At 71.0% G+C, this 23,484-nt stretch carries 28 protein-coding genes; 13 read left to right on the top strand and 15 right to left on the bottom strand.

The window, feature by feature from the left end:
* Positions 1–39: 39 nt before the first annotated feature.
* Positions 40–405, bottom strand: a complete 366-nt coding sequence (gene hisI, locus SSOG_RS33600) for a phosphoribosyl-AMP cyclohydrolase (RefSeq protein ID WP_009718719.1) — start codon at positions 403–405, stop codon at positions 40–42.
* Between the two features lie 1,026 nt (positions 406–1,431).
* Between hisI and SSOG_RS33595 the strand changes: the two genes are divergently transcribed.
* Positions 1,432–2,064 (top strand): TIGR03085 family metal-binding protein, encoded by a 633-nt coding sequence (locus SSOG_RS33595; RefSeq protein ID WP_009718718.1) that lies wholly within the window; start codon positions 1,432–1,434, stop codon positions 2,062–2,064.
* 45 nt (positions 2,065–2,109) lie between these two features.
* Here SSOG_RS33595 and SSOG_RS33590 read toward each other — a convergent pair whose 3' ends face one another.
* Positions 2,110–2,433, bottom strand: coding sequence for a DMT family transporter (locus SSOG_RS33590; RefSeq protein ID WP_009718717.1), 324 nt, complete (start codon positions 2,431–2,433; stop codon positions 2,110–2,112).
* Positions 2,434–2,552: 119 nt separating this feature from the next.
* Between SSOG_RS33590 and SSOG_RS33585 the strand changes: the two genes are divergently transcribed.
* The gene (locus SSOG_RS33585; protein ID WP_039939291.1) at positions 2,553–3,479 is read left to right on the top strand and encodes a LysR substrate-binding domain-containing protein; all 927 of its coding nucleotides are present in this window, start codon (positions 2,553–2,555) and stop codon (positions 3,477–3,479) included.
* Between the two features lie 24 nt (positions 3,480–3,503).
* On the opposite strand, the gene SSOG_RS33580 is transcribed toward SSOG_RS33585, so the two are convergent.
* Complete coding sequence (locus SSOG_RS33580; protein WP_245606436.1) at positions 3,504–4,517, bottom strand: LacI family DNA-binding transcriptional regulator; 1,014 nt, start codon at positions 4,515–4,517, stop codon at positions 3,504–3,506.
* A gap of 159 nt (positions 4,518–4,676) precedes the next feature.
* Here SSOG_RS33580 and SSOG_RS33575 point away from each other — a divergent pair, with 159 nt between their 5' ends.
* Both SSOG_RS33575 and SSOG_RS33570 read left to right on the top strand, forming a co-directional pair.
* Complete coding sequence (locus SSOG_RS33575; RefSeq protein ID WP_009718714.1) at positions 4,677–5,705, top strand: Gfo/Idh/MocA family oxidoreductase; 1,029 nt, start codon at positions 4,677–4,679, stop codon at positions 5,703–5,705.
* Positions 5,702–6,481, top strand: a complete 780-nt coding sequence (locus SSOG_RS33570; protein WP_009718713.1) for a TIM barrel protein — start codon at positions 5,702–5,704, stop codon at positions 6,479–6,481. Before SSOG_RS33575 ends, SSOG_RS33570 begins: the two co-directional genes overlap by 4 nt.
* 14 nt (positions 6,482–6,495) lie before the next feature.
* On the opposite strand, the gene SSOG_RS33565 is transcribed toward SSOG_RS33570, so the two are convergent.
* Together SSOG_RS33565 and SSOG_RS33560 are read right to left on the bottom strand one after the other, a co-directional pair.
* Entirely contained in the window at positions 6,496–6,951 is a 456-nt protein-coding gene (locus tag SSOG_RS33565) for a hypothetical protein (RefSeq protein WP_106516500.1), read from the bottom strand.
* A gap of 22 nt (positions 6,952–6,973) precedes the next feature.
* On the bottom strand, positions 6,974–7,438 hold the full coding sequence (locus SSOG_RS33560) for an ATP-binding protein (RefSeq protein WP_050800044.1): 465 nt from the start codon (positions 7,436–7,438) through the stop codon (positions 6,974–6,976).
* 142 nt (positions 7,439–7,580) lie between these two features.
* Here SSOG_RS33560 and SSOG_RS33555 point away from each other — a divergent pair, with 142 nt between their 5' ends.
* The gene (locus SSOG_RS33555) at positions 7,581–8,345 is read left to right on the top strand and encodes a GntR family transcriptional regulator (RefSeq protein WP_009718710.1); all 765 of its coding nucleotides are present in this window, start codon (positions 7,581–7,583) and stop codon (positions 8,343–8,345) included.
* Between the two features lie 112 nt (positions 8,346–8,457).
* Here SSOG_RS33555 and SSOG_RS33550 read toward each other — a convergent pair whose 3' ends face one another.
* Entirely contained in the window at positions 8,458–9,468 is a 1,011-nt protein-coding gene (locus SSOG_RS33550) for a DUF6236 family protein (protein ID WP_154686009.1), read from the bottom strand.
* 379 nt (positions 9,469–9,847) lie between these two features.
* Between SSOG_RS33550 and SSOG_RS33545 the strand changes: the two genes are divergently transcribed.
* Both SSOG_RS33545 and SSOG_RS33540 read left to right on the top strand, forming a co-directional pair.
* On the top strand, positions 9,848–10,645 hold the full coding sequence (locus SSOG_RS33545) for a hypothetical protein (RefSeq protein ID WP_154686008.1): 798 nt from the start codon (positions 9,848–9,850) through the stop codon (positions 10,643–10,645).
* A gap of 54 nt (positions 10,646–10,699) precedes the next feature.
* Entirely contained in the window at positions 10,700–11,161 is a 462-nt protein-coding gene (locus SSOG_RS33540; RefSeq protein WP_009718707.1) for an OsmC family protein, read from the top strand.
* On the opposite strand, the gene SSOG_RS33535 is transcribed toward SSOG_RS33540, so the two are convergent.
* The gene (locus SSOG_RS33535; protein WP_039942122.1) at positions 11,134–12,240 is read right to left on the bottom strand and encodes an alkene reductase; all 1,107 of its coding nucleotides are present in this window, start codon (positions 12,238–12,240) and stop codon (positions 11,134–11,136) included. The two genes, SSOG_RS33540 and SSOG_RS33535, sit on opposite strands and share 28 nt — an antisense overlap.
* Positions 12,241–12,304: 64 nt before the next feature.
* Between SSOG_RS33535 and SSOG_RS33530 the strand changes: the two genes are divergently transcribed.
* From SSOG_RS33530 to SSOG_RS33520, 3 genes are all read left to right on the top strand, one after another.
* Positions 12,305–12,670 carry a MerR family transcriptional regulator gene (locus SSOG_RS33530; RefSeq protein WP_039939289.1) on the top strand — a complete coding sequence of 122 codons (366 nt, stop codon included), beginning with the start codon at positions 12,305–12,307 and terminating at the stop codon, positions 12,668–12,670.
* A gap of 90 nt (positions 12,671–12,760) precedes the next feature.
* Entirely contained in the window at positions 12,761–13,402 is a 642-nt protein-coding gene (locus tag SSOG_RS33525; RefSeq protein WP_009718704.1) for an RNA polymerase sigma factor, read from the top strand.
* Positions 13,399–14,250: a CU044_5270 family protein gene (locus SSOG_RS33520; RefSeq protein WP_009718703.1), complete on the top strand. Its 852-nt coding sequence runs from the start codon at positions 13,399–13,401 to the stop codon at positions 14,248–14,250. The genes SSOG_RS33525 and SSOG_RS33520 overlap by 4 nt, the downstream gene beginning before the upstream one ends.
* 223 nt (positions 14,251–14,473) lie before the next feature.
* On the opposite strand, the gene hisF is transcribed toward SSOG_RS33520, so the two are convergent.
* Genes hisF through hisD form a run of 8 tightly spaced genes read right to left on the bottom strand, consistent with a single transcriptional unit; the run spans position 14,474 to position 20,272 of the window.
* On the bottom strand, positions 14,474–15,244 hold the full coding sequence (hisF, locus tag SSOG_RS33515; protein WP_009718702.1) for an imidazole glycerol phosphate synthase subunit HisF: 771 nt from the start codon (positions 15,242–15,244) through the stop codon (positions 14,474–14,476).
* On the bottom strand, positions 15,241–15,666 hold the full coding sequence (locus SSOG_RS33510) for a RidA family protein (RefSeq protein WP_009718701.1): 426 nt from the start codon (positions 15,664–15,666) through the stop codon (positions 15,241–15,243). Before SSOG_RS33510 ends, hisF begins: the two co-directional genes overlap by 4 nt.
* Complete coding sequence (priA, locus tag SSOG_RS33505; RefSeq protein ID WP_009718700.1) at positions 15,663–16,394, bottom strand: bifunctional 1-(5-phosphoribosyl)-5-((5-phosphoribosylamino)methylideneamino)imidazole-4-carboxamide isomerase/phosphoribosylanthranilate isomerase PriA; 732 nt, start codon at positions 16,392–16,394, stop codon at positions 15,663–15,665. Before priA ends, SSOG_RS33510 begins: the two co-directional genes overlap by 4 nt.
* Before the next feature lie 53 nt (positions 16,395–16,447).
* Positions 16,448–17,092: an imidazole glycerol phosphate synthase subunit HisH gene (gene hisH / locus SSOG_RS33500; RefSeq protein ID WP_009718699.1), complete on the bottom strand. Its 645-nt coding sequence runs from the start codon at positions 17,090–17,092 to the stop codon at positions 16,448–16,450.
* A complete protein-coding gene (locus SSOG_RS54160; RefSeq protein ID WP_009718698.1) occupies positions 17,089–17,253 on the bottom strand; it encodes a hypothetical protein in 165 nt (54 codons plus the stop codon). The genes hisH and SSOG_RS54160 overlap by 4 nt, the downstream gene beginning before the upstream one ends.
* Positions 17,254–17,847: an imidazoleglycerol-phosphate dehydratase HisB gene (gene hisB / locus SSOG_RS33490; protein WP_009718697.1), complete on the bottom strand. Its 594-nt coding sequence runs from the start codon at positions 17,845–17,847 to the stop codon at positions 17,254–17,256.
* Positions 17,844–18,950, bottom strand: a complete 1,107-nt coding sequence (locus SSOG_RS33485) for a histidinol-phosphate transaminase (RefSeq protein ID WP_009718696.1) — start codon at positions 18,948–18,950, stop codon at positions 17,844–17,846. Before SSOG_RS33485 ends, hisB begins: the two co-directional genes overlap by 4 nt.
* Entirely contained in the window at positions 18,947–20,272 is a 1,326-nt protein-coding gene (gene hisD / locus SSOG_RS33480) for a histidinol dehydrogenase (RefSeq protein ID WP_009718695.1), read from the bottom strand. The genes SSOG_RS33485 and hisD overlap by 4 nt, the downstream gene beginning before the upstream one ends.
* A 155-nt stretch (positions 20,273–20,427) precedes the next feature.
* Between hisD and SSOG_RS33475 the strand changes: the two genes are divergently transcribed.
* From SSOG_RS33475 to ybaK, 3 genes are read left to right on the top strand one after another with little or no spacing between them, the layout of a single operon-like run.
* Positions 20,428–22,023 carry a hypothetical protein gene (locus SSOG_RS33475; RefSeq protein ID WP_009718694.1) on the top strand — a complete coding sequence of 532 codons (1,596 nt, stop codon included), beginning with the start codon at positions 20,428–20,430 and terminating at the stop codon, positions 22,021–22,023.
* A 34-nt stretch (positions 22,024–22,057) separates the two neighbouring features.
* Positions 22,058–22,798, top strand: a complete 741-nt coding sequence (locus SSOG_RS33470; protein ID WP_009718693.1) for an LON peptidase substrate-binding domain-containing protein — start codon at positions 22,058–22,060, stop codon at positions 22,796–22,798.
* Between the two features lie 26 nt (positions 22,799–22,824).
* Positions 22,825–23,340 (top strand): Cys-tRNA(Pro) deacylase, encoded by a 516-nt coding sequence (gene ybaK, locus SSOG_RS33465; protein WP_009718692.1) that lies wholly within the window; start codon positions 22,825–22,827, stop codon positions 23,338–23,340.
* Positions 23,341–23,484 lie beyond the last annotated feature (144 nt).

Below are 23,484 nucleotides of genomic sequence, written 5' to 3'. Positions count from 1 at the left end.
TAGTGGGCGGTCTTCCGGCGGTCTTCGGTACGACGGGGGCTACTGGCCCAGGGGGAGGACGTCGGCGTCGAAGCAGGTGCGGTCGCCGGTGTGGCAGGCGGCGCCGACCTGGTCGACCTTGACGAGCACGGTGTCGCCGTCGCAGTCGAGCGCGACGGACTTGACCTGCTGGGTGTGGCCCGAGGTGTCGCCCTTGACCCAGTACTCCCGGCGGCTGCGGCTCCAGTAGGTGCAGCGGCCGGTGGTGAGGGTGCGGTGCAGCGCCTCGTCGTCCATCCAGCCGAGCATCAGCACCTCGCCGGTGTCGTACTGCTGGGCGATGGCGGGGACGAGGCCGTCGGCGCCGCGCTTGAGGCGGGCGGCGATGGCCGGGTCGAGGGCGGAGGGACGATCGGAGCCGGTCATGCGACCATTCTGCACGTCCCGGAGGGTGATCCTCCCGCCTGCCGATCGCCTGCCGAAATGGACGGGCCCGATGGTCGGGGTGCGGGGCTGATGGGGCATGCTTCGGGCATGACGTTTCCGTCGCCGTCGCATGACCACAACCGGCCTGGAAACGGCGGGGGGTTCGGTCCACCGCCGCAGCCGCAGCAGGAACCACAGCAGTCACCGCAGGGGGGCTTCGGGCCGCCCGTCGATCCGGCCCCGATGGGGCAACCCGGTCCGCCCGCGCTCCACGGCGGTTTCGGACCGCCCCCGCCTCCCCCGCCGCCGGGTGGTCCGCCGCCCCGCCGGTCCAGGGCCGCGGCGATCGTGACCGGCGTGGCGGTGGGTCTGGCGGTGGTCGCGGGCGTGGCCTTCTTCGGCTCACAGGACGACGAAGGCGACGACAAGGCCGACGCCCCGCAGTCCGCCCCGAACCGCCCCCTCTCCTCGCCGTCGGGCGACGCCTCGGCTCCCGCCGGGTCGGAGGACCCGGGCCAGGGCGCACCGCTGGGCGGCGGGGACGACCAGGCCGCCCCGTCCCCCGACGCCTCGGAGTCCACCCCGGCCGGCCGCAGGATGCCGTACGTCGTGCTCAAGCCGGGCACCTGCTTCGACCACCCGGCGATGGACAGCAGCGTGACGAAGGTCGAGAAGCGCTCGTGCGACCGCGCGCACGACGGCGAAGTGATCACCAACGAGACGCTGACCGGGGGACTTCTCCTCCGAGCGGGCGATCCAGCGCAAGGCGTTCTCGCTGTGCGCGACGGACCCCGAGAAGCGGCTGGAGAGCGTCCCCAACGACGGCCGCGAGTACTACTACTACGCGTTCTACCCGGCCCTGGGCACGTACACCGAGCACCGCAAGGACCGGGTCTCGTGCGCGCTGACGGTGAGCACGGGCAAGGACGGCGCCAAGCTGCGCGAGCCGATACCCGAGTAGCGCCCCGGGCCCGAGGGGCGCGTTTCTCATGGCGGGCGGCGGGCGTCGGTCGTAGGGTGGGCGGTATGTCCACTCACGCGAAGCGCGAACGCCTGCTCCTCGCCGATCTCTTGGAGAACGCGGGCCCCGACGCCCCGACGCTGTGCGAGGGCTGGACCACCCGCGATCTGGCGGCCCATCTGGTGGTGCGCGAGCGCCGCGCCGACGCGGCCGGCGGCCTGGTGATCAAGCCGTTGGCCCAGCGGCTGACCCGGGTGCAGGCCGAGTTCGCCGCGAAGCCGTACGAGGAGCTGGTGCAGCTCTTCCGCACCGGCCCGCCGCGGATGTCGCCCTTCGCGATGAAGCAGGTGGACGAGGCGGCCAACACCGTCGAGTTCTACGTCCACGCCGAGGACGTCCGCCGCGCCCGCCCGGAGTGGACGCCGCGCGAGATCGACCCGGTCTTCGCGGACGCGCTGTGGTCCCGTACCGAGCGGGTCGCGAAGGTGTTCGGCCGCAAGTCCCCGGTCGGGCTGGTGCTGCGCCGCCCCGACGGGCGTACGGCGGTCGCCCACCGCGGCGTCCCGGTGGTCACGGTCACCGGCGAGCCCGGTGAGCTGGCGCTGTTCCTGTACGGGCGGCAGAACGCGGCCCGGGTCGAACTGGACGGCGACAAGGAGGCGGTGGCCGCGGCGCTGGACGCCAAGCTCGGCGTCTGACGCCACCGGCCGCTACGGCTGAGCCACGGCGCCCGGGCTACGGCCTCACTGCGTGCTGCCGAGGTTGAGGGTGATGACGCCGCCGATCACCAGGGCCACGCCCAGCGCCTTCGCCGCGGTGAGCGGTTCGCCCAGGAAGAGCAGACCGATCACCACGATGAGGGCCGTGCCGAGGCCCGACCACAGCGCGTACCCCACGCCGACCTGCATCCCGTCGTGGATCGCCCGCGCCAGCAGGAAGCACGCCACCGCGTAGGAGGCGAGGCAGGCCAGGGCGGGCCCGGGGCGGGAGAAGCCCGCGGTGGATTTGAGGAGACTGGTGCCGATCAATTCGGCGGTGATGGCGGCCAGAAGGAGGAGGTAGGCCATGCCGACAGTCTCCGAGCGGCGAGAAGTACACGTCAAACCTGTCAACAGGGGACTGAGCCCCCCGAAATGTGTTGCTCGCCCCTTGCCCGGCTCAGCGGGCCCCGCGTAGCGTCCCGGCCGTGCGTACGCCCCTCCCTCCGCTGCCCGGACTGCTGGCCTACGAGGCGACCGCGCGGCTCGGCAGCATCGCGGCGGCCGCCGATGAGCTGGGCCTGTCGGCCTCGGCGGTCAGCCAGCGCATCCGGGTACTGGAGACCCAGCTGGGGATCGCCCTGTTCGAGCGCCAGGCGCGCAGCATCCGGCTGACGCCGATGGGGCAGGCGTATCTGCCGACCGTGCGGGGCGCGTTCGACGATCTGTCGGCGGGCACCACCGGGCTGTTCGGCCCGGCCGGGCGGGGGCGGCTGACCGTGCGGGTGCAGGTGTCGTACGCCATGACCTGGCTGATGCCCCGGCTCCCGGACTTCCACGACGACTACCCGCATATCGACCTGCGGGTGGTGACCGCGATCTGGGCCAACGAGGTCCCGCCGCACGAGGTGGACCTGGAGATCCGTCACGGCAACGGCCGCTGGGCCGGGTTCACCGCCGATCTGCTGCACGAGGACCAGGCCGTGGTGGTCGGCTCCCCCGCCCATCTGGAGGCGTACGGCCCGCTGACCGGGCCCGCCGACCTGGAGCAGCGGCCGCGGGTGCACGTCATCGGCTACGACGACCTGTGGCAGCGGCTGTTCCCGCACACGCCGCCGCCGTCGCGGGGCGCGGAGGCGACCATCACGCTCGACACCACGGTGGCGGCGACCCAGTTCGCCGCGTCCGGGCTGCACTGCGCCCTGGTGCCCGAACGCTTCGCGCGCGCCGCCGTGCGCGACGGCCGTCTCGTGGTCCTCCACGACCGGCTGGTGCCGCTGCGCCAGGCCCACTATCTGCTCCAGCGCGAGGGAAAGGGCGAGGGCGAGGCCCATATGTCCCCGGAGGGGCGGACGTTCGTCCAGTGGCTGATCCGCCAGGACATCGAGGACCCGCCGCTCCAGCCGGGCGGCTAGTACGTTCTAGAGGGTTCCAGCGGGCTACGGGTGACCCGGGGCCGGGCCGGTGGTGGCGCGCTCCACCAGATGGGGCGCGAACACGCTCTCGGACGCCTCCCGGCCCGCGACGAGGTCCAGCGCCCCGCTCACCGCGGCCTCCGCGAGCCGGGCCGCGTCCTGCGACACCGTCGTCATCTGCACATGGGGGAACTTGGCCAGCCGCGAATCGTCGTACCCGACCACCGAGATCTCCCCGGGAACCGCGTGACCCTCCCGCCCGAGGACGTCCAGCACGCCCGTGGCGCAGCGGTCATTGAAGGCGACGACGGCCGTGGGCGGGGTCTCTCGGGCCAGCAGATAGCGCATGCCCTGCGCCCCCGCGGACTCGGTGAGCCCACCGGCCAGCACCTCGGCCGAGTCCTGGAGCCCGTGCCGCCCCATGGCCTCCAGGAAGCCGAGGCGGCGGTCGGAGCTTCCGGGCGCCCCGGCCCCGTCGATGTGTGCGATGTGCCGGTGGCCGAGGGCGGCGAGATGGTCGACGGCGAGCGCGACCCCGGCCTTGTCGTCGCCGCGTACGACGCCCACGCCCGGGACGTCGGTGTGCCGGGCGACCAGCAGCGTCGGCCCCCGGCGGGCCAGCCGGGCCAGCTCCTCCGTACCGAGCCGGCTGCCCAACAGGATGGCGGCCTCGCAGCGCTCGCGCAGCAGCGCGCCGACCGCGGTGGACTCCTCGCGGCTGGGTGCCACGGCGCTGAGCGTCACGTCGTAGCCGCGCCGGGCCGCGGCGGCGTAGATCTGTTCCACGAGGTCGCCGTGGAAGGGCTGCTGGAGTTCGAAGGTGACGCCGAGCAGCCGTGAACTGCTCTGGCGCAGCTTGCGGGCGCGCTGGTCGGGGACGTACCCCATCTCGTCGGCGATCTTCAGGACGCGTTTGCGGGTGGCCTCGCTGGCTCCCGGTACGCCGCGCATCACGATCGAGACCAGCGCGGTGGAGATACCGGCGGCCCGCGCGACGTCGGCCATGGTCGGCCGGGTGCCGCCCGCCTCCTCGGTCACTCCCGTCACTCCTGCCTGCCGAAACGCACTCCTGGCCGATCCGCGTCCGAGCATATCGATCTCTTGACCGGCTCCCCGTTCTCGCTCTACCGTCCTGCCGTGACTAGAACGTACTAGTCCTCCATCCTCCACGATACGAGGCTCCAGGGAGATACGCATATGACCGTCACCGACACGGTGCGACTGGCCACGATCGGCGCGGGCCGCATCGGCGGCAACCACGCCGGGCTCGTCGCCCGGCACGTCCCCGGCGCCGCCCTGGCCGCCGTCGCCGATCCGGTGCCCGGCGCCGCGGAACGCCTCGCGGCCTCCCTCGGCGCCCCGTACGCCACCACCGACCCCGCCGCCGTCCTCGGCCGGGACGACATCGACGGGGTGCTGATCACCGCCCCGGCCCGGGCCCATACCGACCTGGTCGTGGCGGCGGCCGCCGCCGGAAAGCACGTCTTCGTGGAGAAGCCGATGGCGGTGACCCTGGAGGACGCCGACCGCGCCATCGCCGCCGCGCGCGACGCGGGCGTCGTCCTCCAGGTGGGGTTCAACCGCCGGTTCGCCCCCGGTTTCGCCGCCGCCCGCGCCGCCGTCGACGACGGCCGGACCGGCACCCCGCAGCTGCTGCGCTCCCTCACCCGCGACCCGGGCCCGTTCACCGCAGACCCGGCCCGTATCCCACGGTGGACGATCTTCCTCGAAACCCTCATCCATGACTTCGACACCCTGTGCTGGCTCAACCCCGGTGCCGCCCCCGTCCGCGTCCACGCCACCGCCGACGCCCTGATCCGCCCCGACGCCAAGGCGGACGGCCACCTCGACACCGCCGTGGTGACGATCCGTTTCGACAACGGCGCCATCGCCACCGCCGAGGCGTCCTTCTCCGCCCTGTACGGCTACGACGTACGCGCCGAGGTCTTCGGCTCGGGCGGCATGGTCACCGCCGGAAGCGGCCGCAGCACCGACATGACGTACTACGGCCCCGAGGGCATGCACGCCGACACCGCCCGGCGCGATACGGACCTGCTGCGCCCGGCCTACCTCGCGGAGCTGACCGCGTTCGCCGACGCGATCCGCCACCAGGCGCCGCCCCCGGTCACCGGCCACGACGCCCGCCGGGCGCTGGCCATCGCCCTCGCCGCCATCCGCAGCGTCGAGACCGCGGCCCCCGTCGACCTCGCCGAGGTGACCGCGTGAGCCCCTTCACCCTCGCCGCGAGCGCCGAAATGCTCTACCTCGACCTGCCGTTCACCGAACGGGTCCGGCGCATCGCCGACCAGGGCTTCCAGGTCGAGATCTGGGACTGGTCCGCCAAGGACATCGACGCCCTCGCCGCCACCGGCGCCACGTTCTCCTCCATGACCGGCTACCTCACCGGCGACCTCACCGAACCCGACGGCATCGAGGCCCTGCTCGCCTCGGCCCGCAAGTCCCTCGACGTGGCCGCGCAATTGGACTGCCCCCGCCTCAACCTCCACGGGACCGGCCTTGACCCTCAGGGCCTCCCCGTACGCCCCGTCCACGACGTCACCCCCACGATGTGGCTCACCGCCGCCGACACCCTCCGCCGCATCGCGGCCCTCGGCGAGGAAGCGGACCGCGTCTTCACCCTCGAAAACCTCAACCTCGCCGTCGACCACCCGGGCACCCCCTTCGCCCGCGCCGCCGACACCCTCGCCCTGGCCCGCGCCGTCGACAGCCCCCACCTGCGGCTGAACCTGGACCTCTACCACGCCCAGATCGGCGAGGGAAACCTCATCGACCTCCTGGGCCAAGCCCTCCCGTACGTCGGCGAGATCCAGGTGGCCGACGTCCCCGGCCGCTGCGAACCGGGCACCGGTGAAATCCACTACCCCGCCATCGCCGCCGCCCTCCACGACCTCGGCTACACCGGCGTCGTGGGCCTCGAATCCTGGGCCCGCCACGACCCCGACACCGCCCTGGACGCTTTCCGCGCCGCCTTCACGCCCTGACGCTCCGACACCCGCTACAGGGTGACCGCCCGATAGCCCAGCGCCGCGTCGACGACGGCCTCGGCGGTGTTCTCCCGCTCGGCAGGCGGGTGGAAGATCAGCTCACTCACGCGTGGATGGGGCACATTGGCCTCCAGGAGCCGCAGGTAATAGTCCGTCTCCGGGTCGGCGGCCATGACCCTGCGTACGATCTCGACCAGTTCGTCAGGGGTGACGCCGGGCGCTGTCGGCCAAACCGGCCTCGCAGCCTCCCGGGCAAACTCGTCGAGGCTCCGCGACCCGTCGTACCCGGCGAAGTCGACGGCCGTGTACGCGTGACCCGTCCGCTGGTTGAACGCGGCGACGGCATCGTCCACACCCGCTGGACCGCCGCCCTCCACGAGATCGCGTATCCGCTCGATGTCACGGCTGAGCTCGTCCAGACGCGCTGGGCTTACGGACGGCGGAAGCAGCTCCGGGCGCAGGTCCATGCCCCGCATTATCCGTGGGCGATCAGATGCCCGGACCTGCCTGCCGCTGTTCGGCGAACGCCTTGTGCATCACGAACGCGACCACCGTGCCGCCGTGAGCACTCGGCCCGGACCACCACTCGTCGGCCAGCTGGTCCACGATCAGTAACCCGCGCCCATGCGCTTCACCGGCTCCGGGGCGCCGAAGCCGCACCCTCGCCGGGAAGCCGGGGTTGTGGACCTCGACGCGCAACGACGTACCCACTCGATACCACTCCACCCGGACCCGCCACAGCCCCTCTGCCTCCCCGTACACGATCGCGTTGGTGACCAGTTCGGAGATCAGCAGTAAGCAGTCGTCCATCGAACACGCCAGCGCCTCATGGGCGGTGAACTTGCGGAACCAGCGCCGTGCCCGGGGTACCGATTCCCGGTCCGGAGGCAGGACCAGCCTTCCAAGTCGCTCAGGTTCCGCCTCGTCATCCCGACGATCCGTCACATGCGTCACTGCACCCTCCCGGAAGCATCTCTAGACATGCTCAGTGAAGCGTCACATCTCTAGAGATGTCAACTTACTCACAGCGGCGCCCGGTTGCCCAAACAGACGAGCGGACGCCTAGGGTGTCTCTAGAGATGATGGGAGGACGTCAGTGACAGCGGGGCAGAGCGAGGGCGGGGAGCGGAAGTACCAACGCATCGCCAACGCGCTCAGGGCAGCGATCGACGCCGGGGAGTACCGGCCGGGCGATCGCCTGCCCGGCGAAAACGACCTGATGGCCGCGTACCAGGTCGCGCGGATGACCGCCCGGCAGGCGCTCAGCGTGCTGCAGAGTGAAGGTCTCGCCGAGGCTCGGAAGGGCGCCGGAGTTTTCGTACGCACCTTCCGGCCCCTGCGACGGCGCGGCATCCAACGACTCGCCCAAGGTCAGTGGGGAACAGGGCGCTCGGTCTGGTCCGCCGATCTGGACGAGGACCGCGACATCGTCGTCGACGGCATCACGGTGACCGAGCAGGACACCCCGGACCACATCGCCGACGTCCTGGGCTTGAGCGAGGACGAGCGCGTCTGCGCCCGCAGCCGCCGCTTCGTGCTGGACGGAAAGCCCGTCCTCCTGTCGACGTCGTATCTGCCGATGTCCGTGGTGGACGGCTCAGCCATCACCCAGGAGGACAGCGGCCCGGGTGGCGTCTACGCCAGGCTGGCCGAGCTCGGCCATGCACCGGCCCGTTTCCGCGAGGAGATCCGTTCACGGATGCCCACCACGACCGAGGCCGAGGACCTACGCCTCGCCACCGGCACTCCCGTGTTCCTCATGTGCCGGACGGCTTTCACCGAGGGTGGCAGGGCCGTGGAGGTCAACGAGATGGTCCTCGACGCGGGGTCGTACATTCTCGAATACGACTTCAACGCCTGATCTACTGGGAAGAACGCCGAACGAGGAGCAGAGAACGCGGCCTCGCGCAGCCGCAACACAGTCCTACGCTTAGCCGGTGCCGTTCCCAAGTCGGAGGCGCCCGCACAAGACGTCAGGACAGAGACTCTTGGATTCTGTGTAGATAACTAAAGCTGTGGTCCTGGCGCGCCCTCCCCATGGGGCGGATTTCACGTGTAGCAACGTTTAGCGCATAGCCTCCCACTGCACCCAGTACCCACGTGAGACCAGGCTGCATCGCGCTTCCGGCCGCAGCGCCCAGCGCAACGGTCACCATGACCGATCGGTTCACCCACGCCATACGGCTGCTCTTGGCCGCCGCTCGGTAATCCTGGACAGCATGCTCAATCTCCCGACTCATCTGTGCCAGCACATCGGCAGGATGCTCGTAATCGCGGCGAAGGTCCGCGAGCATGCGATGCAGGGCACGCATGAGGTTCTGTCGTTCATCAGAATAGCGTTCACGAAATGCCAGGACCTCGGCCATCGAGGTGCCTGGTGCCGGAACCGGCAGAAGGGACCCTATCTCCATCTCCCAGGCCGCCAGGCGGGCTCGACGAAAGTCTGGCTGGGGGCGCAGGGTCAGGTCGTGGGCGTCGGCCCGGTCGGTATAGGGGACGTAGGACACCCGGCTACTCGAGGCGAGTTCACGAGCTATAACGCCGATAATGAGCTGTTGAACTTCCTCAGTGACTGCAAGTCTCCAGTGGCCATGGTTAACCGGCTCGGCCAGCCCAAGATGCAGCAGTTCGTCTTCCAGCCATTCGCTGATCTTGGAGAGATAGATCAAGGCATCTCGCTGCAATGGCCGCCCGGAGCGTCGAGCGTCCAAGGCGATCCGGCGTAGCTCCTGGTGCAGCAGCTCGGAGGCACCCGTGCGGCTAGAGCGGGACCCTCCGAACGGACGTTCCAGGGAGTTCAGCGAATCGGGCTCCAGGACCAGCGGAGTGTAGAGAGATCTGTCCCGTAGATCCCTCAGCTCCACCGGAACGGCCGCTTCGTAGACATGGGGGGACATCGGTACCACCGACGCGACGCCGTCCCAATAGAGCAGCGATTGATGGAGGATTTCTGTCGGTGGCTTCACTAATGGGTAGTACAGCAAGACCGCCATCATGCCCCCAGGACCCGGCTCAACGTCATGTAAAGAGAACGCTACCGCAGGACACCGGTGCATCGCATGGGGTGTTAAGGTCACGGTTTGCTGGAGTTCTGCGGTCGATTTCCTCTGCATTTTTTTCGCCGTCCACGGACACGTGCTCGGCGATCTCCAGGGCATCCCGTGACTCACTGGACGGTGCCCGCCCTCCCAACCGCCTCCCCGAGCGGTGCTGATCCCGCCGGCGAAGTGCTCACGCACCCCCGTCACCCGGCTCACGGGACATACCAGCGCAAGGAGGATCTCGTGAAACGTATCTGGCTCGGCCCGACAGACTGGCACACTGCCGCAGAGGTGGTTCAGGGGAGGATCGACAGTGGACACCGTGGACTTACTGCTGCTGCTCTTGGCGTTCTCCGTACTCGTCGTCGTGCGGCAACGACTCCTCTACCCAGCCCGCTTGGACGAGTGGCGGTACTCGTTCGGCACCGAACACCGCGACGCACGGCAAGCCCTGCATGTCGCCCGTCTGACGAAGCGGACGGTGGAGGGAGAGGACCGCCAGCAGGTGTCGGTGGCCGAGCGTCGCGTCGCGGACATGGTGAGGAGCGGCAAGGAGCGCCTCTCAGGACTGGAAAGGGAGCGGGAGGAGCTGCTGCGGCCGGGGCCGGGAGAACGAGTGGACCGTCTCGGGCTGCTGCGCCTGCACCGGCATGCCCTGCTGGTGCTTGAGGGCGCCCGCGAACAGGAGACACTGCCCGCGGGTGTGGACGAAGAGTTGCCACTGGCCGGCCTCAAGGTCAAGCCTCAGTTCGCTCCGGAGAACAGCTTCATCCACCTGACTCGCCCGGACGGCACCAAACGCACCGTGGCGTTCCCTCGTTCCGTCTACCAAGAGTCCGCTGTCCAGGACTTCGCCAATCGGATACACAACACAGCGGTGGCGGACGGCGCCCTCCGCAGTACACGGCAGAACCGGGCAGCCGAGATCGCTTCACAGATCAAGCGGGTCAAGGCTGACATCGCCGCGAAGGAGAAGACGGGCCGCCGCGAGGTCGCCGAACTGGTCGAGGCTCAGCGCACGGACGCGAGACGGACGAGGGCCACTGCCGACTGGGAAGCGGAGTGCGACGACTGGCAACATCTGACCGGCTGTCGGCCAAAATGGTGGTGGCGGTGGTAGCGAGGTATCCCCGCCCCCGTTCGCGTCCGGTCAGTCGAGAGGAACACCGACACCATGGGCCGTCAGCACACCTACCGCACCACCGTCCGCTGGACCGGCGACACCGGGAGCGGATACCGGGGCTATGAGCGCGCGCACGATGTGCTCAGCGAGGGCAAGCCCACCCTCGCGGCCAGCGCCGATCCGGCGTTCCTGGGGGATCCGACGCGCTGGAACCCGGAGGAGTTTCTGCTGGCCTCGCTGTCGCAGTGCCACATGCTGACGTATCTGTCCGTGTGCGCCCGGGACGGGGTGACGATCACGGCGTACGAGGATGCCGCCACCGGGACCATGGAGGAGGAGGCCGGGCACAGCGGGCGGTTCACCGAGGTGGTGCTGCGGCCGGTGGTCACCGTCGCGGACGCGGGGATGGTGGAGCGGGCGCGTTCGGCTCACCACGATGCCCATCAGCAGTGCTTCATCGCCAACTCGGTCAACTTCCCCGTCCGTCACGAGCCGACGGTCAGCGTGGGGTAGTCGGTGTAGCCGGTCTCGCCGCCCACGTACATCAGGTACGCGTCCCGGATCGGGTTGAGCGGGGCGCCGGTGCGCAGGCGGTGGACCAGGTCGGGGTTGGCCAGGAAGGGGCGGCCGAGGGCGATCAGGTCGGCGCCCTCGGCGAGGAGGCGGGTGGCCTGGTGGAGGCCGCCGTCGGCGGGGATCGCGGCACCGGGCAGATGGGGGTTGGCGATCAGGGTGCCCGGCCATGTCGTGCGGATCTCCCGGAAGACGGGGTCGTCCGGTTCGGCGCGGACGATGTGCACATAGGCCGGGGCGATGTCCGCCAGCGCCTCGATGAGCGCGGGGTAGATGCGCTCGGTGTCGCCCTCCTCGATGCCGTTGACGGTGGAGTGGGGTGAGATCCGTACGCCCACCCGCTCGGGGCCGATCGCGTCGGCGACGGCGCGGACCGTCTCGGCCACGAAGCGGATGCGGCCGCTCGCCGGGCCGCCGTAGGCGTCGGTGCGGCGGTTGGTGTTCCCGGCCAAGAACTGGTGGAGCAGGTAGCCGTTGGCGGAGTGCACCTCCACCCCGGCGAAGCCCGCGTCGAGGGCGTTGCGGGCGGCGGCGGCGAAGTCGGCGATGGTGGCGCGGATGTCGTCGGCGGTCATCTCGCGCGGCACGACGGCCTCTTGGTGACCGCCCGGGGTGAAGATGGTCTCGGGGAGCGGGACCGGGGAGGGCGCGAGCGGGGTCAGTCCGCTGGTGTCGGGGTGACCGACCCGGCCGCCGTGCTGGAGCTGGAGGAACATCGGGCGGCCACCCGCGGCGTGGACCGCGTCGGTGACGCGCCGCCAGCCGGCGACATGGGCGTCGTTGTGGATCGCGGTGATGTTGGGGTAGGTCTGCCCGACGGCGTTGGGCGTGGCGGCCTCGGCGACGATCAGCCCGGCGGAGGCGCGCTGCGCGTAGTAGGTGTCCATGATCGGCAGCGGTACGCCGTCGGCGGCGGCGCGGTTGCGGGTCATCGGCGCCATGACCAGGCGGTTGGGCAGGTGGAGTGCGCCGAGGCGGGCCGATTCGAACAGAGAAGTGATCGCTGGTGCGTTCGTCATGCCGGTACCGTAGAAGTTCACATTGGTGTCAGATTCAAGCCCGGACCGGCGTGCGAGGTGGGGAATGCGGATCGGCGAACTGGCTCGGCGCACCGGCGTCAGCGAGCGCTCGCTGCGCTATTACGAGAAGCAGGGCCTGATGGACGCCGAGCGCACCCCGGGCGGCCATCGCGAGTACGCCGAGGGCGCGGTGGACCGGGTGATCCGCATCCAGGAGCTGTTCGCCGCGGGGCTGTGCAGCGAGAAGATCGTCGAACTCCTGCCCTGCATGCGGGACTCGGACGGCGGCCCGTCCCGGATCGCGGGCGGGCGGCTGGTCGCCGACCTGACCGTGGAGCGGGACCGCATCAACCGGATGATCGCCGACCTGATCCGCTCCCGGGAGGTCCTGGACGAGGTGATCGACGCGGCGTCGGCCCCGGCCGAATAGCCGGGCACAGAACGGCCCGTGATCGTGTGGCGCAGGTCACGGGAACCGCCCACCGCGTGCGGAGAGGCACGGGTGTGAGGTGGAAACGACATGACTGAGGGTCTGCGCGAGCGGATACGGGCGGGTGACCGCGAGGCGTTCGCGCAGCTCTACGAAGAGCACGCGCGCGCCGTCTACAACCATGCCTTCCGGCTGACCGGCGACTGGTCGGCGGCCGAGGAGGTGATGGGGGACACGTTCCTCGACGCCTGGCGCGGCCGGGAGCAACTGGAGCCGGGCGACGGCTCGTTGAAGCCGTGGTTACTGGGCGTGGCGACGAACAAGGCGCGCAACGCCAACCGGGGCCTCGGGCGGAGGCTGGCGTTCCTGGCCCGGCGTCCCGCGCCCGCCCCGGTGGCGGACTTCGCCGAGGAGTCCGCGGGCCGGATCGACGACGCCCGCCAACTGGCCGCCGTACAAGCGGTGTACGGCCGACTGCGGCGCGGGGAGCAGGAGGTGCTGGCGCTGTGCGTGTGGTCGGGGCTGGACTACGCGCAGGCGGCCGAGGCGATGGGCATTCCGGTGGGGACGGTGCGCTCGAGGCTGTCCCGGGCCCGTGCCCGGCTGCGCAAGCTCGCCGAACAGCGGCTCGCGGAGGAAAAGAAGGAACCGCCGCGGCATCGCGGAGAGGTACAGCACGAGGCCGCGATCGCGGCCCTGCCGTTTCAGGAGTTTCAGGAGGACCCCCGATGAGGCCCGATCGCGAGGACGCCGCGTACGAGGACACCACGCGCGAGGAACTCGCCCGGCTGCTTCCTCCCGTCCCGGCCGAGCGGGACGTGCCCTCCGCTCCGTACCTCCACCACAAGGACCGTTTGATGCAGCTCATCGATGACACCGCCGACCAGAAGACGACCCCGGACCCGAAGGCCCGGCCGCGGCTGCTGCGCCCGGCGCTGCTGATGCCCGCCGCGGGGCTGGCGCTGGCCGGGGCGCTGGCCGTCACCTTCACCGGGGGCGGGACGTCCGGCGACACCACCGCCCAGCCGCACGAGACCGCCACCGTCCTGCTCGAGCGGATCGCCGGGACCGCGGCGAAGTCGGATGTCACGCCGGTGCGGCAGGACCAGCTCGTCTACGTCAAGAGCGTGACGGCGGGGGCCGAGCTGAAGGAGGACGGCTCCTCCACGTTGGAGCCGCCGCAGAAGCGTGAGGTCTGGATGTCGCAGCGGGTGAAGCGGATCAACAAGACCGGCGAGATGTACGCGGGCGGGGGCTACACCTCGACGCACGAATTGGGCGGGTCTCCGGCGGGCGTCTACCGCCCCACGTACCAGTGGCTGGCGTCTCTGCCGACCGACCCGGACGCCCTGCTCAAGGAGCTGTACCGGATGACCGAGCCGGAGAAGGGCCAGGAGAAGGCGCAGGCGGTCTTCGACCAAATCGGCTCCTTCCTGGGCCGAGACGGTGATGCCTCCGGAGACGCCGCCGCGCTTCTACAAGGTGGCTGCGAAGATCCCGGAGTGACGCGGAGGACGACGCGTGGAACGCGGCGGGCCGCCACGGGTTCGGCATCGCCCGCGTCGACAAGGGGTCCGTGATCGTCACGAGTGGGGTCTTCGACCCGGGACAGCCTGACCCTCCTCGGTGACGCAGCTACCGGACGAAGGACGTCGGGGCGGGCAAGAAGGGCGACGTCATGGAGAAGACCGCGTACCTGAAGCGCGGGATCGTCGACCACTACCGCGAGCGGCCGACGCGCTGAGACGCGACGCGGCGGGGATCACCGTCCGGTGCTCCCCGCCGCGGCTGCGTAGTACGTCCTCAGCGGACCGGGTGCCCCGCGTCCCGCAGCGCGCCCTTGACCTCGCCGATGCGCAGGTCGCCGAAGTGGAAGACGGAGGCGGCCAGCACCGCGTCCGCGCCCGCCTCGACCGCCGGGGCGAAGTCGTCGAGCTTGCCCGCGCCGCCGCTGGCGATGACGGGGATGGTGACGTGCTTGCGCACCGCTTCGATCATCGCGGTGTCGTAGCCGTCCTTGGTGCCGTCCGCGTCCATCGAGTTCAGCAGGATCTCCCCGGCGCCCAGCTCGGCCGCGCGGTGGGCCCACTCCACGGCGTCGATGCCGGTGCCGCGGCGGCCGCCGTGGGTGGTGACCTCGTAGCCGGATTCCGTTTCCGTTCCGGAAGGGCAACGGCGGGCGTCGACCGACAGGACGAGGACCTGGCTGCCGAAGCGCTGGGCGATCTCGCGGATCAGCTCGGGCCGGGCGATGGCTGCGGTGTTGACGCCGACCTTGTCGGCTCCGGCGCGCAGCAGCTTGTCGACGTCCTCGGTGGTGCGGACGCCGCCGCCCACGGTCAGCGGGATGAAGACCTGCTCGGCGGTGCGGCGCACCACGTCGTAGGTGGTCTCGCGGTCGCCGGAGGAGGCGGTGATGTCGAGGAAGGTCAGCTCGTCGGCGCCCTCCTGGCCGTAGATCCGGGCCATTTCGACGGGGTCACCGGCGTCCCGCAGGTTCTGGAAGTTGACGCCCTTGACGACCCGGCCGTTGTCCACGTCCAGGCAGGGGATGACTCGGACCGCCAGGGTCATGACGCTCGGGCTCCTCGGAATGCTTCCAGTTCGACTTCCACCAGCACGCGCGAGTCGACGAAGCCGGACACCACGACGAGGGTCGCGGCGGGGCGTACGGCGTCGAAGATCTCCTTGTGGGCGCGGCCCGCCTCGTCCACGTCGCGGGCGTGGGTGAGGTACATGCGGGTGCGGATGACCGACTCGACGCCCAGGTCGAACTTCTTCAGCGCGTCGAGCGCGTGGCCGAAGGCGGCGAGCGTCTGCTCGTACGGGTCGCCCTCGCCCTCCAGGACGCCGCGCTCCGCGAGCGGCATGGTGCCGGAGACGACGACCAGGTCCCCGGCCGCGACGGCCCGGGCGAAGCCGATCGTCTCCTCCCAGGGACTGCCGGTCTGCACGCGCCGCGGGGTCTTCTCGGCCGAGCTTTCGGGTGAGGTCATGCGGATACCGCCTCCAACGCCTCTTCCAAGGTGAACGCCTTGGCGTAGAGCGCCTTGCCCACGATGGCGCCCTCGACACCTTCCGGTACCAGGGTCGCAAGGGCGCGCAGGTCGTCGAGCGAGGAAACGCCGCCGGAGGCGACGACGGGCTTGTCGGTTGCGGCGCACACGTTGCGCAGCAGCTCCAGGTTGGGGCCCTGGAGGGTGCCGTCCTTGGCGATGTCGGTGACGACGTAGCGGGCGCAGCCCTCGGAGTCGAGGCGGGCGAGGGTTTCGTACAGGTCGCCGCCGTCGCGGGTCCAGCCGCGGCCGCGCAGGGTGGTGCCGCGGACGTCGAGGCCGACGGCGATCTTGTCGCCGTGCTCGGCGATGACCTTGGCGACCCACTCGGGGGTCTCCAGGGCGGCGGTGCCGAGGTTGACGCGGGTGCAGCCGGTGGCGAGGGCTGCGGTCAGCGAGGCGTCGTCGCGGATGCCGCCGGACAGCTCGACCTTGAGGTCCATGGCGCGGGCCACCTGGGCGATCTGCTCGCGGTTGTCGCCGGTGCCGAAGGCGGCATCGAGGTCCACCAGGTGCAGCCACTCGGCGCCGGCCCGCTGCCAGGCGAGGGCGGCCTCCATCGGGTCGCCGTACGACGTCTCGGAGCCGGACTCGCCATGGACGAGGCGGACGGCCTGGCCGTCGCGGACGTCGACGGCGGGGAGGAGTTCGAGGCGGTGCGTTGGCATGCGGGAACCTTACGGTGCGTACGGGGCGGGCGGGTACGGGCGGGGCGGGCCGGTCAGAGCGTGTCGAGCCAGTTGCGCAGCAGGCGGGCCCCGGCGTCGCCGGACTTCTCGGGGTGGAACTGGGTGGCCCACAGCGGGCCGTTCTCCACGGCGGCCACGAACGGTTCGCCGTGGGTCGTCCAGCTGACCTTGGGGCCGGGCATGTGCGGGTTGGCCACCTCCAGCTCCCAGGTGCGGACGGCGTAGGAGTGCACGAAGTAGTAGCGCTCCTCCTTGTCCAGTCCCGCGAAGAGCCGCGAGTCGCCGGGCGCGGTGACCGTGTTCCAGCCCATGTGGGGGACGACGGGGGCGCGCAGCGGTTCGACGGTGCCGGGCCATTCGTCCAGGCCCTCGGCCTCGACGCCGTGCTCGATGCCGCGGCCGAAGAGGATCTGCATGCCGACGCAGATGCCCATGACCGGGCGGCCGCCGGCCAGGCGGCGGCCCACGATCCAGTCGCCGCGCGCCTCGCGCAGCCCCTTCATGCAGGCGCCGAAGGCGCCGACGCCGGGGACGAGGAGGCCGTCGGCGGCCATGGCCTTGTCGTAGTCGCGGCTGATCTCGACGTCCGCGCCGGCGTGGGCGAGGGCCCGTTCGGCGGAGCGGACGTTACCGAAGCCGTAGTCGAAGACGATGATCTTCTTCGCGGCGCTGCTCAATTCCAGACCTCCAGCCGCAGGATCCCGGCCAGCAGCGCCATCGTGGCGCCCACTCCCAGCAGCACGATCACGCCCTTGGGCAGTCCCTGCTTGGCGAAGGAGATGACTCCGCCGAGAAGGAACAGCCCGAGCAGGATGAAAACGGTCGACAGCCCGTTCATTCAGAGGGCGCCCTTCGTGGAGGGAAGGATTCCGGCGGCGCGCGGGTCGCGTTCGCTCGCGTACCGCAGCGCCCGGGCGAGCGCCTTGAACTGGCACTCCACGATGTGGTGCGCGTTGCGCCCGTACGGCACGTGGACGTGCAGGGCGACCTGCGCCTGGGCCACGAAGGACTCCAGGATGTGCCGCGTCATCGTGGTGTCGTAAGAGCCGATCATCGGCGCGATGTTCTCCGGCTCGCTGTGCACCAGGTACGGGCGGCCGGAGAGGTCGACGGTCACCTGGGCCAGCGACTCGTCCAGCGGCACGGTGCAGTTGCCGAAGCGGTAGATGCCGGTCTTGTCGCCGAGCGCCTGTTTGAAGGCGGCACCGAGCGCGAGGGCGGTGTCCTCGATCGTGTGGTGGGTGTCGATGTGCAGGTCACCCTCGGTCTTGACCGTGAGGTCGAAGAGGCCGTGGCGGCCGAGCTGGTCGAGCATGTGGTCGTAGAAGCCGACGCCTGTTGATACATCGACCTGGCCGGTGCCGTCGAGGTCGATCTCGACGACGACCGAGGTCTCCTTGGTCGTGCGCTCCACGCGTCCCACGCGGGTCATGCGCTCTTCTCCTTCATCAGCTCGCGAACCGCGTCGAGGAACGCGTCGTTCTCGGTGGGGGTGCCCGCGGTGACCCGCAGCCGGCCCGGTACGCCGTTGTCCCGGACCAGGACGCCGTGGTCCAGCAGGGTCTGCCAGGCCGCGTGGGCGTCCTCGAAGCGTCCGAACTGGACGAAGTTGGCGTCCGAGTCGGTCACGTCGCAGCCAATGGCGCGCAGCTCCCGCACCAGCCGGTCGCGCTCGGTCTTGAGCGCGTCGACGTACCCGAGCAGCGTATCGGTGTGCTCCAGGGCGGCCAGCGCGGTGGCCTGGGTGACGGCGGACAGGTGGTACGGCAGCCGCACCAGCTGGACGGCGTCGACCACGGCGGGGTCGGCGGCCAGGTAGCCGAGCCGCAGCCCGGCGGCGCCGAACGCCTTGGACATCGTCCGGGAGAGCACCAGATGCGGCCGGCCCTCGATCAGCGGCAGCAGCGACGGGCGGTGGCTGAACTCGGCGTACGCCTCGTCCACCACCACCAGCGACGGCTTGGCCGCCTGCGCCGCCTCGTACAGCGCGAGCACCGTCTCGGCCCCGACGGCGGTGCCGGTCGGGTTGTTCGGCGAGGTGATGAAGACGACGTCCGGCTTGCGCTCGGCGATGACCTGGCAGGCGGCCTCGACATCGATGGTGAAGTCGTCGTTCCGCGGGCCGGAGATCCAGCCGGTGCCGGTGCCGCGCGAGATCAGCGCGTGCATCGAGTACGAGGGCTCGAAGCCGATCGCGGTGCGCCCGGGCCCGCCGAAGGTCTGGAGCAGCTGCTGGAGCACCTCGTTGGAGCCGTTGGCCGCCCACACCTGCTCGGGGCCCACCGCGAGCCCCGCCGTACGGGTGAGGTAGTGGGCCAGCCCGGTGCGCAGCTCGACCGCGTCCCGGTCCGGGTAGCGGTTGAGCTGGCGGGCCGCCTCGGCGACCCGCTCCGCGATCCGCTCCACCAGCGGCTCGGGCAGCGGATAGGGGTTCTCGTTGGTGTTCAGCCGTACGGGGACGTCCAGCTGCGGCGCGCCGTACGGGGACTTGCCGCGCAGCTCGTCCCGGATGGGGAGATCATCAATCCCGGTCACTTGCTCCCAGGTACCTTCCAGTCGAACCGTGCCTTCACCGCCGCGCCGTGCGCGGGCAGATCCTCCGCGTCGGCGAGCGTCACCACATGACCCGCGACCTCGGCCAGCGCCTCGCGGGTGTAGTCCACGACATGGATGCCGCGCAGGAAGGACTGCACCGACAGGCCGGAGGAGTGGCAGGCGCAGCCACCGGTGGGCAGGACGTGGTTCGAGCCCGCCGCGTAGTCGCCGAGCGACACCGGTGCGTACGCGCCGACGAAGATCGCCCCGGCGTTGCGCACCCGGGCCGCGACCGCCGCCGCGTCCTCGGTCTGGATCTCCAGGTGCTCGGCCGCGTACGCGTCGACCACCGCGAGGCCCTGTTCGAGGCCGTCGACCAGCACGATGCCGGACTGCCGCCCGGCCAGCGCGGGGGCGATGCGGTCCTCGACGTGCTTGGTGGCGGCGACCTGGGTCTCCAGCTCCTTCTCGACCGTCGCGGCCAGCTCCTCGGAGTCGGTGACGAGCACCGAGGCGGCCAGCGGGTCGTGCTCGGCCTGGCTGATCAGGTCCGCGGCGACGTGCACCGGGTCGGCGGTGGCGTCGGCGAGGATCGCGATCTCGGTCGGCCCGGCCTCGGCGTCGATGCCGATACGGCCCTTGAGCAGCCGCTTGGCGGCGGCGACCCAGATGTTGCCGGGCCCGGTGACCATGGAGACCGGACGGCACTCGTCGGTGCCGTACGCGAACATCGCGACCGCCTGGGCGCCGCCCGCCGCGTACACCTCGTCCACGCCGAGCAGCGCGCAGGCCGCCAGGATCGTGGGGTGCGGCAGCCCGCCGAACTCCGCCTGCGGCGGGGACGCGACGGCCATCGAGGCGACCCCGGCCTCCTGCGCGGGCACCACGTTCATCACCACGGACGACGGGTAGACGGACCGCCCGCCCGGTGCGTACAGCCCGACGCGCTCGACGGGCACCCAGCGCTCGGTGACCGTGCCGCCCGGCACGACCTGCGTGGTGTGGTCGGCGCGCCGCTGCTCCCGGTGGACCAGCCGGGCCCGCCGGATGGACTCCTCCAGGGCCGCGCGCACGGCCGGGTCCAGCTCCTCCAGGGCACGGGTGAGCGTCTCGGCGGGCACGCGCACCCGCTCCATGGTCACGCCGTCGAAGCGATGCGCGTACTCGATCAGTGCAGCGGTGCCGCGATGGCGCACGTCGTCGCAGATGGGCCGCACCTTCTCCAGGGCGGCCTCGACGTCCAGCTCGGCACGGGGCAGCAGGTCGCGGTCGATCCCGCCCTCGGGGAAGGCGGCGCCGCGCAGATCGATACGGGAGATCACGCGATCAATTGTCTCAGACGTGCTCCGACGCCCCGCCCCCCGTATCAGTGAGTGATACGGACCCCCTAAGTTGATCCTGACCGTTGGCGTTCAAGCGGTTACTCAGCGGGAATGGGGTTCCGTACGGGGGTACGGAGGACAGGAGGCACACGGCTGTGACCGAGCCACACGACGGCGATCCTCCCCCCGGGCTGGACCTGACCACCGCCGAGTGGGGCATGTGGCAGGCGTTCCGCAACGGCAGTACCCACGATCTGCGCACCTCCCACCCCCAGCGGAACGACCCCTCAGGCCCGTACGCCTGGGGCCCGGAGCGCAGTGTGCGCGCGCGTGTCGTCGCCCTGCTGCTGCTCGACGGGCCGCCCGCCCAGCCGGGCCGGGTGGCCGCGCTCAAGCTCAACGGGGTGCACATCACCGGCACCCTCGACCTGGCCGGCGGCAATATCGACCCGTACGTGGAGCTGAAGAACTGCCGCTTCGAGCGGGAGGTGCTGCTTCCGGAATCGAACTTCACCACCCTCCGCCTGGTGGGCTGCTCACTCCCCCGGCTGGAGGCGGCGCGGCTGAGCACCGAGGGCGATCTGCATCTGCCGCGCTGCGTGGTCGACCATGGCATCCGGCTCACCGACGCCCACATCGGCACCGATTTACTGCTGAACCAGCTGATCGTGCGCCGCGACCGCCGCGGCATGTCGATCACGGCAGACGGGCTGACCGTGGCCCAGGACTTCCAGGCCGACATGATCGAGTCGTACGGCGAGATCAGTCTGCGCGGCGCGCAGATCGGCGTGTCGCTCAGCCTGCGCGGCAGCCGGCTGCGCAACCCGTACGGGCGACGGGCGCTGAACGCGCCGCAGCTGACCGTCGAGCGCAGCCTGTACCTCACCGCGGGCGGGGTCAGCACCTACTCCAGCGGTTCGACGCCCCCGTACGGCACCACCAGCACGCCGACCCGTGGCACCCGCATCCAGCGCTTCGAATGCGAGGGCGGGATCCGGCTGGACGACGGGCGGATCGGCGACGCCATCGACTTCGACCAGGCCCGCTTCGTCATGGAGAACGACCAGGAGCTGTCGCTGCGCCGGGTGCAGACGCCCGAGCTGCGCTTCCTGGGCGAGCGGCCGCAGCGCGGCCGGGTGATCCTGTCCGGCGCCAAGGTGGTCAACCTGGTCGACAAGTCGGTGAGCTGGCCCGGCCCCGGCGGGCTGACCATGGCGGGCTTCTCCTACGAGAACCTGATCCCGCGCGGCCACTTCCCGCTGTCCCGGCGGCTGGAGTGGGTGGCCGCGGCGACCCCCGAGTACGCGCCCGAGCCGTACGAGATGCTCGCCAACACGATGCGGGCCAGCGGCGAGGACGCCGACGCGCGCGAGGTGCTGCTCGCCAAGCAGCGGCGGCGCCGCGAAACGCTGCCGCTCGCCGGGAAGATGTGGGGCTACCTCCAGGACTGGACCGTGGCCTACGGCTACCGGCCCGGCCGGGCGGCCGTGTGGATGGCGGTGCTGTGGGCCGTCGGCTCGGTGTTCTTCGCGCACAACCGACCGGATCCCATCAAACCAGGGGAAACGCCGTACTGGAACGCCTCGCTCTATACGCTCGATCTGCTGATCCCGGTCATCAACCTGGGCCAGGACGGCTACTGGAAACCCGCGGGCGCGGTCCAGTGGGCGTCCATCGTGATGATCCTGCTCGGCTGGGTACTGGCCACCACCGTGGCGGCCGGTGCGTCCCGGCTGCTGCGCCGCCAGTGAAGAGACACGCGTGGGGCCATTAGGCTTACGCCCCGTGACCTCCGCGCGCCTTCCGCTCTTCCCGCTGAACACGGTGTTGTTCCCGGGGCTCGTCATGCCCCTGAACGTCTTCGAACAGCGGTACCGCTCCCTGATGCGCGATCTTTCGGCGCTTCCCGAGGATGCCCCGCGCCGGTTCGGGGTGATTGCCATCAGGGACGGTCACGAGGTCGCGCCCAGCGCGATCGGCCTCCCGGAGTCGGCGCCGGCCCCCGACCGGGGCCCGGCGGCGGGCTTCGGCCCGGACCCGGCCAAGTCGTTCTACGGGGTGGGCTGTGTCGCGGACGCGGCCACCATCCGGGAGCAGGAGGACGGCACCTACGAGGTGCTGGCCACCGGCACCACCCGCTTCGAGCTGCTGTCCGTGGACTCCACCGGCCCCTATCTGGTGGGCGAGGTCAACGAGCTGGAGGAGGAGCCGGGCGACGGCGCCGGAGCGCTCGCCTCCGGCGTGGTACGGGCGTTCCGCACCTACCAGAAGCGGCTCGCGGGCGCCCGGGAACGCACCCTCGCCACCGAACAGGACCTGCCGGGCGAGCCCTCGGTGCTCTCCTACCTGGTCGCGGCCGCCGCCGTGCTCGACACCCCGGCCAAGCAGCGGCTGCTCCAGGCGCCCGATACGGCGAGCCGGCTGGCCGACGAGCTGAAAATGCTGCGCTCCGAGAGCGCGGTCATCGGTAAGCTCCCGTCGCTGCCCGCCGTCGACCTGACCCGCCGCCCCACCAGCCCCAACTGACGCCGCCTCAACTTCACGCATCGGATATGGCGAAGAAGACCAAGAAGAACGCTTCAGGAAGTACGGGAACGCCCGCCACCACCGCCCTCACCGCGGCGGGCACGGCCTTCACCGTGCGCTCCTACGACCACGACCCCGCCGCCCCCTCGTACGGCGAGGAGGCCGCGCAGGCGCTGGGCATGGACCCGGGGCGGGTGTTCAAGACCCTCGTCGCGAGCGTCGACGACCGCCTCACGGTCGCCATCGTGCCCGTATCGGCCTCCCTCGACCTCAAGGCGCTCGCCGCCGCGGTCGGCGGCAAGCGCGCCACCATGGCGGACCCGGCGGCCGCCGAGCGCACCACGGGCTACGTCCGCGGCGGCATCTCCCCACTCGGCCAGCGCAAGCGCCTGCCGACCGCACTGGACGCCTCCGCCGACGACCACGAAACGGTCTGCGTCTCGGCGGGCCGCCGGGGTCTGGAGGTCGAGCTGTCCCCGAAGGACCTGGCGTCACTGACGGACGCGGTGGTGGCACCGATCGCCCGGTTCGACACGCCGTAGGGGGCGGTCCGCACGGTCGCGTCGCCTCACGGCGGTAGCTGGGAGAGGCACTGCGCGCGACGAGCACGGCGTCGCGGGGTTCGGCGCCGTGCCGTGCGTCGCGAGCCCGGCGTGATCGGCGAGACACCCCCAGGGCTTGTCCGC

Source organism: Streptomyces himastatinicus ATCC 53653 (assembly GCF_000158915.1).
Lineage (GTDB): Bacteria > Actinomycetota > Actinomycetes > Streptomycetales > Streptomycetaceae > Streptomyces > Streptomyces himastatinicus.
This window is presented reverse-complemented; position numbering and strand designations above follow the sequence as displayed.